We start from the raw sequence: 13,862 nt of genomic DNA, 5'->3' as shown, positions 1-13,862 counted from the left end.
ACCTGCCTTCTGCCTTCTGCCTTCTGCAACCTGCTAACTAATCAATCCATCAACCATCACTAATTTTCTGTCGGCCATATTGGCAAGTTCTTCGTTATGGGTAACAATAACAAATGTTTGTCCGAATTCATCACGAAGTTTGAAAAATAATTGGTGCAAATTTTCAGCGGAATGGGTATCAAGATTTCCCGAAGGCTCATCTGCAAAAATGATGGCTGGTTTATTAATTAAAGCTCTTGCTACCGCCACACGTTGTTGTTCCCCGCCCGAAAGTTCGTTGGGTTTGTGGTTGATGCGATGAGAAAGCCCAAGATATTCCAATAATCTTTTGGCCTCGGTTTCAGTTTCGTGACGTGATTTATTGGCAATATAAGCTGGGATACATACATTTTCCAAAGCAGTAAATTCAGGTAATAATTGATGAAACTGAAATATGAAACCTAGATTCAAATTTCTGAATTTAGACAGGGTTTTATCATTCATCGTCAATATATCTTGACCATTGATATGTAATTCTATTCCATTTTCAATCGAGGGTTTGTCTAATGTTCCAAGAATTTGCAAAAGTGTTGTTTTTCCTGCCCCGGAAGCACCAACGATGGAAACAATTTCGCCTTTTTGAATATGCAAATCAACTCCTTTGAGTACTTGAAGTTGATCGTAATATTTATGGATATTTTTTGCGTGTATCATTATTGGAACTGTTTCCACAAAGAAACAAAGATTTTCTATATTTTGATGCAATTTTAAATCTAATATCTTAAATCTATAATCTAAAGTGGCATTGGATTTGTATATTTGTTTTGAAAATTTTTAGAAAATGTCCAAAGAAATTAAGGTAGAGACCGTAAACAACAAAAACAGAAATCTTATTCTGGGAATAGTGTTTGATGGTATTGGAATATTATCATTTACAATTCCATTTTTGGGAGAATTCTCAGATGTAGTTTGGGCTCCAATTGCTGGTTTTTTGATGACAAGAATGTACAAAGGAACCGTAGGGAAAATGGGTGGAATTTTCGCTTTTTTGGAAGAAATCATTCCTTTTACAGATGTGATTCCATCTTTTACCTTGACTTGGATTTATAATTATTGGATTAAAAAAGAAAAATAATTTGCGGTTTTACGATCTGAAAATAAAGCCCAATCCCATACTTTTCAGCATTTTTTTTGAAAATGGGAAGAAGAATTTTGATTGTCCAAAAAGATAGCCAAAGAGCATTAATAAGAAAGGATATAAGGGTAAAACCAAAAGAATTAGAATTATATAATAGGGTATCCAATGGGTGTTTTCGTTATTTATGCCAAAATAATTCATCGCAAAACCAGAAATTCTTGCAGATAAAGAACCATTTATGGCAAAAACCACAAAAATGATAACCAATTGATAATTGGAAGTAATTCCCCAGCGTTTCTTTAAATTCCCCATCTTTATTTAAAATGATAGCAAATATAGTGAGATTATCTCATTGGGACATTACCATAGAGATTTTGTTTATAGGTATTTTGGAAATAAATCATATAGTTATAAATTAAATAATTTACTTCATAGCCATAATCAATATTTGGCTCATAATTAATGGTCATTTCATATAAATTGGGATCATATCGCTGTGGTTGTAAAACACGACGGTTCCATTCACTTACGTAGAATAGGTTCTTGTTTTCAAGGTAAGATTGCGAATGATACCCACGAGGATAAGCTCTCGTAACGAGCCAGGTGCTAAAACCGGGATCGATAATGATAACTTCATAATGCAGAGAATCATTGGCAATACGAATGGTATCATTTTGAGTTGCTAAAGGTTTAGCAGTACTAGTCATAGTTTTCTTAGTGGTGTTACAACCAAGAAGTATAAAGAAAATAAAGGCCAATATGATAAAACTATTTTTCATTGCGAAAATATGAATGATAAAGTTACAAAAAACAAATGATTGATTTAGAGCTTTTTGGAATAAAAAAAGGCTGCCTTTTTGGGACAGCCTAAATATATTTATTTCAAAATTTTATCCTAGCAAACTGATTATTTGAGAAGCCAATTCTGTACCTATTCTATCCTGAGCTTCTCCTGTTGCAGCACCAATGTGTGGAGTCAATGAAATTTTTGGATGCATCAAAATTGTCATTTCCGGTTTTGGTTCGCTTTCAAAAACGTCCAATCCTGCAAATAAGACTTTACCGCTGTCTAATGCTTTTACCAATGCTACTTCATCAATTACACCACCACGGGCACAATTTACGATTCCAACACCATCTTTCATAATGGCTAATGCGGCTTCGTCAACGATGTAACCATCTTGGGCGGGAACGTGCAAAGTAATGAAATCAGATTCTTTGAACAATGATTCCAATGATTGTGAAACGATTGTAGTTGTAATAGATTGTCCGTCGAAAAATTCCACTTTTACATCTACTTGCGGAATAAACATATCAGCAGCGATTACTTTCATACCAAGACCTAACGCCATTTTTGCAGTTGCCTGACCAATGCGTCCAATCCCAACAATTCCAAGAGTTTTTCCTCTTAATTCGATTCCGTTAGCATACGCTTTTTTCAAACCGTCAAAGTTAGAGTCGCCTTCAAGAGGCATATTTCGGTTAGAATCGTGCAAGAAACGAACTCCTGAAAATAAATGAGCAAAAACTAATTCTGCCACAGATTCTGAAGAGGAAGCCGGCGTGTTGATCACGTGAATCCCTTTGCTTTTTGCATAATCAACATCAATGTTATCCATTCCAACACCACCACGACCAATAATTTTTAGTCCTGGACAAGCATCAATTATGTCCTTGCGAACTTTGGTTGCACTTCTTACTAATACTACGCTTACGTTATTTTCGTTAACGAAATTAGCCACTTGTTCTTGTGCTACTTTTGTTGTGATAACTTCAAAACCACCTTTTTCTAAAGCTAGAATTCCACTATTTGAAATTCCGTCATTGGCTAATACTTTCATTTTTTATAATTTGTATAATGTATATTGTAAAATTGTATTTTGTATTTCAAAACTGCAACCTGCAATCTGCAACCTGCAATCTATACTTTTCCTTCCAATGCTGCCATTACGTCTACCAAAACTTGCACACTTTCTAATGGCAAGGCATTATACATTGACGCTCTGTAACCACCAACGGATCGGTGTCCAGGCAATCCAACGATTCCGGCATCTTTCAACATAGCGTTAAAAGTATCAGTGTGTAATGGATCATTCAACAAGAAAGTAGCATTCATATTCGAACGGTCTTCAACAACCGCAGCTCCTTTGAATAATGGATTTCTATCAATTTCTGCATAAAGCAAAGCTGCTTTTGCATTGTTTATTTTTTCTATTGCAGCAATTCCACCCAATTTTTTCAACCATTGCAATGTTAATAATGAGGCGTAAACCGGGAAAACAGGTGGTGTGTTGTACATGCTTTCTGCTTTGATATGTTTAGCATAATCAAGCATACTTGGAATGACACGACCGTTTTTACCAAGAATTTCTTCTTTAATAACAACAAGAGTTGTTCCTGCTGGTCCCATATTTTTTTGTGCCCCAGCATATATAATATCAAATTTTGAAAAATCCAAAACTCTCGAAAAGATATCCGAACTCATATCGCAAACGATTGGCATATCCAAACTTGGAAACTCCTTCATTTGTGTTCCAAAAATAGTGTTGTTACTGGTACAGTGGAAATAATCTGCATCTGCAGGAACGGTATAGCCTTTAGGAACGTAATTGTAGTTTTCGTCTTTAGAAGAAGCTACAATAACGGTTTCTCCAAAAAAATTGGCTTCTTTTATCGCTGCACTTGCCCAAGTTCCTGAGTCAAGATAAGCTGCTTTTCCGTTTTCCTTCATCAAGTTATAAGGAGCCATCAAGAATTCCATACTGGCTCCGCCAGCAAGAAAAAGCGCTTGATAGCCTTTGCCTTCAAGGCCTAAAAGTTCAATGGCCAATGCACGAGCCTCATCCATAACGGCAACGAAGTCTTTGCTTCGGTGCGAAATTTCTAAAATAGACAATCCAGAATTATTAAAATCCAAAATGGCTTGTGCTGATTTTTCAAAAACTTCTTGTGGTAAAATACAAGGTCCTGCGCTGTAGTTGTGTTTTTTCATGGTGTAGTTTATGTCCAAAATTTAAAAATGCAAATTTCGGTAATAGGAGTTTAAAAAGCGTTAAATAATTCGAAATAATTCAACATTTTTTCATTATGTTGTTAACAAAAACGAAATAGTATCAACATTATCTGCATAATCCCAAAGATTTGGTTTTTGTGTTTGACCAAAATCAATGCTGTTTTCGACGAGGTTATTGCTCACAATGCATTGAATTTGCTCACTTTCTGAGCGCAATCGAATTTGTAATTCTTCGATTGAATCATAGAATTCGTAAAAAACGCTCGAAATAGGAGATGCATAGCTGGAGTCTTCCTTAATGGTTAAAAATCCATTGTCTAATAGCTTGAAATTGCTCATCAGGAAGACCGCCTTATTATAATCATAATTATTGGCGTATTTCTCATAATGAATGATGTCCTGATATTCGAAAATGGCTTCAAAGAAAGCATTAAAGGAATAACCTTTTGGTACAAAAAGTTTGGATACATTGCGACATCCTAATCCAAAATACCTGAAAATATCTTCACCCAAAGCGATTAACTGTTCCTTAGTTTCTTTTCCGTTTAAAACAGCAACGGAATTTCTGTTTTTTCTGATGATACTGGGTTTGTCTTTGAAATAATATTCAAAATAACGGGCTGTATTGTTATTTCCTGTGGCGATTACGGCATCAAAATTTTCTAGTTTTCCTTCAACAAAAGTAATTTTTTCGGAAAATTCAGGTTCGATCGCAATAATATATTTAACTAAAAATGGCAATAAAAACTGGTCGTTCGAGGAGGTTTTAATTAATACATTATTTCCTGAAATTAATACCGACAAAAAATCATGAAAACCAACTAGCGGAATGTTTCCTGCAAGTATAAGTCCTACGTTTTTAGGTTCGTTTATTTCTAGATGGTACGAAGCAAGCCATTGGTCCAGATTTTCTTCGGTTAAGGCTGTTGCCCATGATTGAATCGAAAAATAGACATTTTCCGGAGTGTACCAGCCATTATGGGATTGTGATAATTGGATTAAATTTTCAAAATCTTCAAAGAACAACTCATTGTACAAAACGATCGGGTTTTTGACATTTTTTTCTTCGGAAAACTGGCTTAAAAATTTTCCTAATTCAATAAAACATCTTTTTTTATTGTTTTGAGACATAAGTAATTTGTATATGAATAGTTTTGATTGTATTTTTGGACAAAATTAAGCTTTTTATTGTCTTTAGGCAATAGGCAAAAGAGAGAACGGTTACGTTCTATATCTTTTGAAATTTGGAACTAATTAACTTTAAATTAAAAAATTATGGCAATTATTATAACAGACGAATGTATCAATTGTGGGGCTTGTGAGCCAGAATGTCCAAATACTGCGATATATGAAGGAGCAGATGACTGGAGATATAAAGACGGAACCAGAATCAAAGGAAAAGTGATTTTGCCTTCAGGAGAAGAAGTGGATGCAGATGCTGCTCAAACCCCAATCTCAGATGATATTTATTATATCGTACCTGGAAAATGTACAGAATGTAAAGGATTTCATGACGAGCCACAATGTGCTGCCGTTTGTCCTGTTGATTGCTGTATTCCGGATGTAGATCACGTTGAAAGCGAAGAAACTTTAATGAATCGACAAGCTTTTTTACATAACGAATAAAAGGTTTTCTAGAATACCATAATTAAATCCTGAACTAACATTCAGGATTTTTTTTGGTTTACCATCAAGGTAAGAGAATAAAAAAAGGGCTGTCGAAAGACAGCCCTTTTTGAAATATTCAATTATCGAATTGTACCATTTATGAATATAAATTTATCTAAAAAGTTCTGGTATTAGAAGTTAAATCCAAGTCTTGCATAATAATAAGCTCCGTTGAATCCCATTTGAACGGAATCCCAATAACCACCAGCTTCAACCCAGTCATCTTGTTGGTCAGGATAAATATTGAAAATGTTATTACCACCAACACTTAGCTTAAGAGATTTTGAAAGTTTGAATCCTAAAGTCAAATCAGTTACCATTTTAGAGCTATAAGTGTCAGTAGCTGCAGAAATTTGGTCGGAAAAACTTCCATAATCAGCAACATCTTCATACATTTGATAGTCTAATAATTTTACCTCACTAAAACGGGTGAAAGATAATCCTGCATTAAACCATTTTCTGTCATACGTTAGATTTAAACCAAATTTACTTTCAGGAGCTGATGCCAATAAGAAAGCTTTGTCACGTTCCCCAAAGAAAGTCTGTTCGTCAAGACTTCCGTTTTTAACGTCAGTAATTTCCATATGATTAACATTTCCGGTTAATGTTGCTCCAAAAGAGTTTTCTCCAAATTTCTTTTTCCAAGCTAATACTACATCTAATCCTTTTGTTTTAGTATCTGCTCCATTAACAAAAAACTGAGCTGCATCAACATTCAATCCTAAAGAAGAGGCATCAAAGTAGCCTGTCAAAACAATTCTGTCTTTTACATTAATCATATAACCATCAATTGTTGCAGTAAAGTTTCCTTTAGTTACTGTAAATCCTAATGATGCATTTACAGCTTTTTCTTCATTTAAGGATTCTATTCCAAAGGCTTTTGTTACAGGGCTGTCATTGGCAGAAAGTAAAACTTCGGTTGCTCCTGAACTGCTAAAATTGGTAAAACTAGTATTGTAGTATATTTGAGCTAAAGAAGGTGCTCTAAATCCAGTGCTGACGGACCCTCTCAGGTTAATATTATCTGAAATTTTATATCTTGAAGAAATTTTACCATTAATGGTGCTTCCAAAATCGCTATAATTTTCAAAACGAACTGCTGTGCTTACAAGGAATTTTTCTGTTATATCAAATTCAGCATCAGCATAGGCAGAAAAATTGGAACGAGATTCATCAACAACGTTTTTTGGACTGTAGCCTGGAAAACCTTGTGATCCGCCCGGTCTTGGTTCTCCAGAAATTGGATCTATAGGTGCAGATTGGGTCGCTGGGTTCGTAATTGGATTTCCATTTGTGTCATAAGTTGCATAAGATCCAATTTCACCAGCAAAAATTTCGAAGTTCTCCGTTCTATATTCAGCTCCAAAGGCAAGATTCATTCCTTCAAGTACTGAATCGTAGTTTTTTGAAAAATCTAAATTTATAGTATTTTGACTAAGGCTATGGCCACCAGCATCAAATTGAGTTGGGGAAGCACTTTCCAAAGAAGCATTTAAGGTTCCTTTGATGGTATAATCAAAAACATTTTTACCATAGGTGTTGCTTAAATCAATATTCCATCCACTAGAAGTTTTAGTTTTAAAACCTGCCACGATAGAATTGTCAATTATTACAGAGGTGATTCTAGGAGTAAATCCACCTGGATAAATAGATTCAACAACTCTTTCTCCATCGTTTCTAGTAAAAGCATATGCATCAGTATCTCTGTGATTTGTGCCACCGAATGCATAAAAGTCAATTTTGTCAGAGACAGGAAGTAATAAATTACCCGTGAAATTAACGCCTGTAATACTAGCTTCACCAAATCCTTTTCTAAAATCAAATCCTGGTCTTAAGGTTTTTTCTTTGTTTAAAAATTCACCGGTAAGGTTTACATATCCTCCTTTTTTTCCTAATCCAATTCCGTAATTTGCTGTGATTTTTGTGGAGGCACCATCAAATTGTTTGTTTTTACCAAAACTATTACCGTTGCCATTAGTGTCTAATCTAAAATCTTTTGTGTTAGCTGTTCCTGAAGGAAAATCACCTTTTGCGTCAGTATTATAGGTTCCAAAAGAAATAGCACCTGTTAGTTCATTGATATTGTCGTTTAATACGATGTTAATTACTCCAGCTATAGCATCTGAACCGTATTGCGCAGCAGCACCATCTCTCAAAATCTCAATTCTCTTGATGGAAGAAGCAGGAATTGCATTTAGATCGGTCCCTGTATTTCCTCTACCACGAGTTCCAAAAAGGTTTATCAATGACGATTGATGTCTTCTTTTTCCGTTTATCAGAACTAATGTTTGATCGGGTCCCATTCCTCTCAAAGAAGCAGGATCTACGTGGTCAGCACCGTCTGAACCTGATTGTTTATTGGCATTAAAGGAAGGTGCAACATATTGTAGTAATTCATTAATCTCTAATTTTCCGCTTTGTGTAGTGACTGTTTTTACGTCAATAATATCAATAGGAACTGCTGAGTTTACCACGGTTCTTTTTGAATTTCTGGAACCTACAATTTGAACTTCTTGTAATTCCTGTTCACCTTCTGCAGCTAATACAATATCTATTGTGGTATTAGTAGCTTCTTTTGTAATGGATTTGTATCCAATATAACTAAAAACAAGAGTAGCTCCTTCTTGAACTTTTATTTTGTAAGTTCCTTCTGCATCGGTTGAAACACCGTTATTAGTTCCTTTTTCGAAAATGTTTACTCCAGGTAAAGCAGTTCCTGAATTGTCTTTTACAACTCCTGTTATTTCTTTTTGAGCAAAAACAAAGGAAATGTTAAATAAAAGCATTAATAATGCAATCTTTTTCATAATTAATTGAATTTTGGTTAGGTTTAGTAATTGGGCGCAATGTAATTTTTTTAAACAAAATAATTGCAAAAAAAAAATATTTTTTATAATAAAATTGTCAAAAATGAATTAATCGTTAGATTTTACTGATAAAATGGTTATATCCAAAAAGGGTTCGAAATTGAAAATCATTAAATACCAAAACACAACTGTAACCAATGAGATAAACACTAGTGAAAATATGCGAATTACATAGGACAGATAAAAAACAATAGATATCTACATATGAAACATTTATTATATCTTATATTTGCACACTTTTAATAAATTACAATATAATGAAAGCAGGAATTGTAGGATTACCAAATGTTGGAAAATCAACATTATTCAATTGTTTATCCAATGCCAAAGCGCAAAGTGCTAACTTTCCGTTTTGTACCATCGAACCTAATATAGGAGTAGTAAATGTTCCGGATCCAAGGTTGGAAAAATTGGAAGAATTAGTAAAACCAGTTCGCGTTCAAACCGCAACGGTTGATATTGTGGATATTGCAGGATTAGTAAAAGGAGCCAGCAAAGGCGAAGGTTTAGGGAATCAATTCCTTGGAAACATAAGAGAATGCAATGCGATTATTCACGTTTTGCGTTGTTTTGACAATGATAATATCATTCACGTTGATGGGAATATTAATCCAATTCGTGACAAAGAAACCATCGACATCGAGTTGCAGTTAAAAGACTTGGAAACCGTTGAAAAACGTCTCGAAAAAGTAAAACGTGCCGCCAAAACCGGAAACAAAGAAGCGCAAGTAGAAGAAGGATTGTTGAACAGAATCCGGGAAACCTTGCTTCAGGCAAAATCAGCCAGAACAGTAGTTCCAAAAGGATATGAAGAAGAAGAATTGTTCGAAAATTTCCAATTGATTACTTCAAAACCAGTATTGTATGTTTGTAACGTAGATGAAGATTCTGCCGTAAACGGAAACGCTTATGTGGATCAGGTTCGGGAATTGGTAAAAGACGAAAACGCCGAAGTTATTGTTTTGGCAGTTGGAACCGAAGCTGATATAACCGAATTAGAAACATTCGAAGAACGCAAAATGTTCTTAGAAGATTTAGGTTTACACGAACCGGGCGCTTCAGTTTTGATTCGTGCTGCCTATAAGTTATTGAAACAACAAACCTATTTTACTGCAGGGGTCAAAGAAGTTCGTGCCTGGACAATCAACGAAGGTTCAACAGCACCTCAAGCTGCAGGAGTGATACACACTGATTTCGAAAAAGGATTCATCCGCGCGGAAGTAATTTCGTATGAAGATTTCGTTCATTATGGTTCGGAAGCCAAATGTAAAGAAGCCGGTAAATTCAAGGTCGAAGGAAAAGAATATATAGTGAAAGATGGCGATGTAATGCACTTTAGGTTTAATGTGTAAATAAGACAAAAGATAATAGACTTTTAGATAAAAGACAAAACTGTTCAAGAAATTGGGCAGTTTTTTTTGTACCCAAATCCCGCTTTCCACTACAAGATTTTTCGGCCTTGCCTTTTTTTCTAAGTCAAAAAAGGAGCTTCCGTTGGTCGCTCTTTTTCGCCAAGAAAAAATAGGCAATCTTGTCAAAATGCTTTTCGTTGTAATCGGGGGTAGGAATTAAAGTTGAAAAAAATCTATGCTCATCCTTATCATCCGTTTAATCAGTGTGACATTTTTTTAGTACTTTTAGAAAAAAAAATGAAAATCATCGCCTTTGCAGGAAGTAATAGCCAAAATTCCATCAATAAAAAATTAGCCACTTATGCTTCAGGTCTTTTTGAAAATTCCGAAGTGGAAGTGTTGGATTTAAACGATTTCCAAATGCCATTATTTGGTGTGGATATCGAAAAGGAAATCGGTCAGCATCCTTTAGCGAAAGCATTCCTCGAGAAAATTTCTACTGCCGATATTCTCGTGGTTTCCCTTGCAGAAAATAACGGGAATTATTCTGTGGCATTCAAAAATGTTTTTGATTGGTGTTCCAGAATTGGTGCGAAAGTATTTCAGGAAAAACCAATGTTACTTATGGCAACTTCACCCGGAGCAAGAGGGGGAGCATCGGTTCTTGAAATTGCCAAAAATGCCTTTCCACGGTATGGTGCAATTATAAAAGCAACGTTTTCCTTGCCTGGTTTCAATGATAATTTTGATGTCGAAAAAGGGAGAATTTCTAATGAAGAATTGGATAAACAGTTAAAGGAAATTGTTAAGAATTTTTAATTTAGAACTTTAAATAATGAAGCCAAAAAATATATTTTATACATTCCTTTTTCTTAATTTATTATTTTCAAGTTGGGTTTATTCCCAGAAATACAATGCAGTTGATAGTATTGTTGATAATTATTCTAAAGATATAATCACAACGGAAAGATTAGTCGAATTGATTAATAAAGATTTTTCTAAACAAGATGAAAAGGCAAGAGCGGTTTTTAGATGGGTTGCAACCAATATTAGTTATGATGTTGATTTGGCAGAATCGATGAATTATATTTCTAAAAATGCGTTTTCTTATAAAACTGAAAAAGAAAGGGAAATTAAAGACAAAAAATTCAAATTAGATTTGGTTTCTAGTGCCATGACTACTAGGAAAACAGTTTGTCACGGATACGCTGCTTTAATGGAATATCTGTATTTAAAATTAGGGTTTGAATCTACCATTGTATTTGGATATTTAAGAGCTGATCCTTCACAAATAGGAGAAATGCCAGATGTGACAAATCACGCTTGGAATGTTGTTAAAATCGAGAATAATTGGAAGTTTGTGGATGTGACTTCAGCTGCAGGTTATGTTTCAAGCAAGACCAATTTATTTAAATTTTATTTTAATGACGCTTATTTTTTTACTAATCCTGAGCGCTTCTTTTTAAATCATTATCCAGCAGATGAAAAGTGGTTGTTAGTTGCAAAAAGTAAAAAAGATTTTGCTCCATTACCTGTTTTTTTTGGTGGTTATTTTCAATATAATTATGAAATCATAAAACCTGAATCAGGGATATGTTCAACCCAAAATAATCAAAATCTCATTTTTGCTATTCGTGGATTAGAAGAGTATGAAACTATAGCATACTCTTCAAGTATTGATAATATCAAGACTTATTTGGATCAAAAAAATAATTTAGATTATATTATTCCAATACTAGATAAAAAAGACTCTTATGTTACGATTTTTGTTAGTGGAAGAATAATAGCAATATATAAAATTATATAATATTTCAGTTTATTTTATAAATCAGTAATCCAAAATCCACTGTCAATATCATTCTTAATAACTTTGACGATTTCCTCTTTTAAAATGGGTTGATATTCCCTATATTAGCACACTCGAGGTCTGTTCGAAAAGCAAAGACCGAACTGAACGTAGTTAAATTCGATAAAATTTATAATGTCCGATCAAAATCAATATACCGAAGATAATATTCGGTCACTAGACTGGAAAGAACACATCAGAATGCGTCCCGGAATGTACATCGGGAAACTGGGTGACGGTTCTTCGCCTGACGATGGTATTTACATTCTTCTCAAGGAAGTTCTTGACAACTGTATCGACGAATTCGTTATGGGTGCAGGCAAAACCATCGAAGTAACTATCAAAGACAAAACGGTTTCCGTTCGCGATTACGGTCGTGGAATTCCCCTTGGAAAAGTGATTGATGTAGTGTCCAAAATGAATACCGGAGGTAAATACGATTCTTTGGCATTCAAGAAGTCTGTGGGCTTGAATGGTGTTGGAACAAAAGCCGTGAATGCTTTGTCCCATTATTTTCGTGTGGAATCCGTTCGGGATGACAAGCAAAAAGCCGCCGAATTCTCAGGAGGAAATTTGGTTCTCGACGAAGATATTATCGAAACAACCAAACGTAAAGGAACCAAAGTTACTTTTGTTCCGGACGAAGCAATTTTCAAAAATTACAAATACCGTTATGAATATGTAATCAAAATGCTCAAAAACTATTGTTATCTCAACAATGGTTTGACTATTTTATTCAATGGCGAAAAATATTTTTCCGAAAATGGATTGAAAGATTTATTGGAAGAAACCATCAATGTAGAGGATTTAGAATATCCAATCATACATTTAAAAGAAGGCGATATCGAAATTGCCTTAACACACAGCAAAACGCAATACAGTGAGGAATACCATTCGTTCGTAAACGGGCAGAACACTACACAAGGAGGAACGCATTTGGCCGCATATCGCGAAGCGATTGTAAAAACCATTAGAGAATTTTACAACAAACCATTCGAAGCTTCGGATGTGCGAAAATCAATTGTAACTGCCATTAGCATCAAAGTAATGGAACCGGTTTTCGAATCGCAAACGAAAACCAAATTAGGTTCTACCGATATGGGTTCAGACCCAGGAATGCCATCAGTTAGAACCTTCGTCAATGATTTTGTAAAAAACAAATTAGATAGTTATTTGCATAAAAATCCCGCAACTGCCGATGCACTTTTGCGCAAAATTATGCAAGCCGAACGAGAACGTAAAGAATTGTCCGGCATTCGAAAATTGGCAAAAGACCGAGCCAAAAAATCAAATCTACACAATAAAAAATTACGGGATTGTCGGGCACATCTTACGGATACAAAAAATCCAAGAAATCTAGAAAGCACGCTGTTTATTACTGAGGGAGATTCGGCTTCGGGTTCCATTACTAAATCACGTGATGTCAATACACAAGCGGTTTTCAGTTTGCGTGGAAAGCCTTTGAATTCGTACGGAATGAGCAAGAAAATTGTTTATGAAAACGAGGAATTCAATCTCTTGCAGGCGGCTTTGGACATAGAAGACGATATGGAAAATCTGCGTTACAACAACATTGTAATCGCCACCGATGCCGATGTCGACGGAATGCACATTCGGTTGTTGTTGATTACTTTCTTCCTGCAATTTTTTCCGGAATTAATCAAGGAAGGACATTTGTATATTTTGCAAACACCACTTTTCAGGGTGCGAAATAAGAAAGAAACTATCTATTGCTATTCCGAAGAAGAAAGAAGAGCAGCCATAGAAAAACTGAAACCAAAACCGGAAATCACCCGATTTAAAGGACTAGGAGAAATATCGCCAGACGAATTCAAGAATTTTATTGGAGAAACGATTCGATTGGATCCCATTATGATGGATAAAAATACCTCGGTGGAGCAATTATTGTCTTTCTATATGGGGAAAAATACGCCGGACCGACAAGAATTTATCATCAAGAATTTGAAGGTGGAATTAGATACGATTGAAGCAAGTTAAA

The 13,862-nt window shown here is 34.9% G+C and carries 13 protein-coding genes; 6 read left to right on the top strand and 7 right to left on the bottom strand.

All coding sequences use genetic code 11. The features are described 5' to 3' along the window. Nucleotides 1–33: 33 nt before the first annotated feature. A complete protein-coding gene (locus tag ACH2BV_RS01785; protein WP_395048858.1) occupies nt 34–693 on the bottom strand; it encodes an ABC transporter ATP-binding protein in 660 nt (219 codons plus the stop codon). A 127-nt stretch (nt 694–820) separates the two neighbouring features. On the opposite strand from ACH2BV_RS01785, the gene ACH2BV_RS01780 reads away from it, so the two are divergent. Next, nucleotides 821–1,114: a hypothetical protein gene (locus ACH2BV_RS01780; RefSeq protein ID WP_395048856.1), complete on the top strand. Its 294-nt coding sequence runs from the start codon at nt 821–823 to the stop codon at nt 1,112–1,114. 9 nt (nt 1,115–1,123) lie between these two features. Here ACH2BV_RS01780 and ACH2BV_RS01775 read toward each other — a convergent pair whose 3' ends face one another. The 5 genes from ACH2BV_RS01775 to ACH2BV_RS01755 all read right to left on the bottom strand — a co-directional run bounded on the left by ACH2BV_RS01775 (nt 1,124) and on the right by ACH2BV_RS01755 (nt 5,261). After that, nucleotides 1,124–1,429, bottom strand: a complete 306-nt coding sequence (locus ACH2BV_RS01775; RefSeq protein ID WP_395048855.1) for a DUF6787 family protein — start codon at nt 1,427–1,429, stop codon at nt 1,124–1,126. 32 nt (nt 1,430–1,461) lie between these two features. Continuing rightward, nucleotides 1,462–1,896 carry a DUF6146 family protein gene (locus tag ACH2BV_RS01770; RefSeq protein ID WP_395048853.1) on the bottom strand — a complete coding sequence of 145 codons (435 nt, stop codon included), beginning with the start codon at nt 1,894–1,896 and terminating at the stop codon, nt 1,462–1,464. Nucleotides 1,897–2,007: 111 nt separating this feature from the next. Beyond that, nucleotides 2,008–2,958 carry a D-2-hydroxyacid dehydrogenase gene (locus ACH2BV_RS01765; protein ID WP_395048851.1) on the bottom strand — a complete coding sequence of 317 codons (951 nt, stop codon included), beginning with the start codon at nt 2,956–2,958 and terminating at the stop codon, nt 2,008–2,010. An 80-nt stretch (nt 2,959–3,038) separates the two neighbouring features. Continuing rightward, a complete protein-coding gene (gene serC / locus ACH2BV_RS01760) occupies nt 3,039–4,109 on the bottom strand; it encodes a 3-phosphoserine/phosphohydroxythreonine transaminase (RefSeq protein ID WP_395048849.1) in 1,071 nt (356 codons plus the stop codon). A gap of 93 nt (nt 4,110–4,202) precedes the next feature. Continuing rightward, nucleotides 4,203–5,261 (bottom strand): acyl-CoA reductase, encoded by a 1,059-nt coding sequence (locus ACH2BV_RS01755; RefSeq protein WP_395048847.1) that lies wholly within the window; start codon nt 5,259–5,261, stop codon nt 4,203–4,205. Nucleotides 5,262–5,405: 144 nt separating this feature from the next. Between ACH2BV_RS01755 and ACH2BV_RS01750 the strand changes: the two genes are divergently transcribed. Further along, complete coding sequence (locus ACH2BV_RS01750) at nt 5,406–5,756, top strand: 4Fe-4S dicluster domain-containing protein (protein WP_395048845.1); 351 nt, start codon at nt 5,406–5,408, stop codon at nt 5,754–5,756. Between the two features lie 173 nt (nt 5,757–5,929). Here ACH2BV_RS01750 and ACH2BV_RS01745 read toward each other — a convergent pair whose 3' ends face one another. After that, nucleotides 5,930–8,605 carry a TonB-dependent receptor domain-containing protein gene (locus ACH2BV_RS01745; RefSeq protein WP_395048843.1) on the bottom strand — a complete coding sequence of 892 codons (2,676 nt, stop codon included), beginning with the start codon at nt 8,603–8,605 and terminating at the stop codon, nt 5,930–5,932. A gap of 317 nt (nt 8,606–8,922) precedes the next feature. Between ACH2BV_RS01745 and ychF the strand changes: the two genes are divergently transcribed. From ychF to ACH2BV_RS01725, 4 genes are all read left to right on the top strand, one after another. Then, nucleotides 8,923–10,017, top strand: coding sequence for a redox-regulated ATPase YchF (gene ychF, locus ACH2BV_RS01740; RefSeq protein ID WP_395048841.1), 1,095 nt, complete (start codon nt 8,923–8,925; stop codon nt 10,015–10,017). A 297-nt stretch (nt 10,018–10,314) separates the two neighbouring features. Continuing rightward, entirely contained in the window at nt 10,315–10,836 is a 522-nt protein-coding gene (locus tag ACH2BV_RS01735) for an NADPH-dependent FMN reductase (RefSeq protein WP_395048840.1), read from the top strand. A 16-nt stretch (nt 10,837–10,852) separates the two neighbouring features. Beyond that, nucleotides 10,853–11,824 carry a transglutaminase domain-containing protein gene (locus tag ACH2BV_RS01730; RefSeq protein WP_395048838.1) on the top strand — a complete coding sequence of 324 codons (972 nt, stop codon included), beginning with the start codon at nt 10,853–10,855 and terminating at the stop codon, nt 11,822–11,824. Nucleotides 11,825–11,998: 174 nt separating this feature from the next. Beyond that, nucleotides 11,999–13,861, top strand: a complete 1,863-nt coding sequence (locus ACH2BV_RS01725) for a DNA topoisomerase IV subunit B (RefSeq protein ID WP_395048837.1) — start codon at nt 11,999–12,001, stop codon at nt 13,859–13,861. The last annotated feature ends 1 nt before the right edge of the window (nt 13,862 follow it).

Origin of the sequence: Flavobacterium sp. (assembly GCF_043780635.1) — a bacterium.
Taxonomy (GTDB): domain Bacteria; phylum Bacteroidota; class Bacteroidia; order Flavobacteriales; family Flavobacteriaceae; genus Flavobacterium.
Note: the sequence above shows the minus strand (reverse complement) of the source record. Positions and strands in the feature narration are given on the sequence as shown.

Coding starts and splice junctions, on each gene's coding strand:
- ACH2BV_RS01770 (WP_395048853.1), bottom strand. CDS start 1,896: ATGAAAAATAGTTTTATCATATTGGCCTTTATTTTCTTTATACTTCTT.
- ACH2BV_RS01775 (WP_395048855.1), bottom strand. CDS start 1,429: ATGGGGAATTTAAAGAAACGCTGGGGAATTACTTCCAATTATCAATTG.
- ACH2BV_RS01730 (WP_395048838.1), top strand. CDS start 10,853: ATGAAGCCAAAAAATATATTTTATACATTCCTTTTTCTTAATTTATTA.
- ACH2BV_RS01750 (WP_395048845.1), top strand. CDS start 5,406: ATGGCAATTATTATAACAGACGAATGTATCAATTGTGGGGCTTGTGAG.
- ACH2BV_RS01785 (WP_395048858.1), bottom strand. CDS start 693: ATGATACACGCAAAAAATATCCATAAATATTACGATCAACTTCAAGTA.
- ACH2BV_RS01725 (WP_395048837.1), top strand. CDS start 11,999: ATGTCCGATCAAAATCAATATACCGAAGATAATATTCGGTCACTAGAC.
- ACH2BV_RS01745 (WP_395048843.1), bottom strand. CDS start 8,605: ATGAAAAAGATTGCATTATTAATGCTTTTATTTAACATTTCCTTTGTT.
- serC (WP_395048849.1), bottom strand. CDS start 4,109: ATGAAAAAACACAACTACAGCGCAGGACCTTGTATTTTACCACAAGAA.
- ACH2BV_RS01755 (WP_395048847.1), bottom strand. CDS start 5,261: ATGTCTCAAAACAATAAAAAAAGATGTTTTATTGAATTAGGAAAATTT.
- ychF (WP_395048841.1), top strand. CDS start 8,923: ATGAAAGCAGGAATTGTAGGATTACCAAATGTTGGAAAATCAACATTA.
- ACH2BV_RS01735 (WP_395048840.1), top strand. CDS start 10,315: ATGAAAATCATCGCCTTTGCAGGAAGTAATAGCCAAAATTCCATCAAT.
- ACH2BV_RS01765 (WP_395048851.1), bottom strand. CDS start 2,958: ATGAAAGTATTAGCCAATGACGGAATTTCAAATAGTGGAATTCTAGCT.
- ACH2BV_RS01780 (WP_395048856.1), top strand. CDS start 821: ATGTCCAAAGAAATTAAGGTAGAGACCGTAAACAACAAAAACAGAAAT.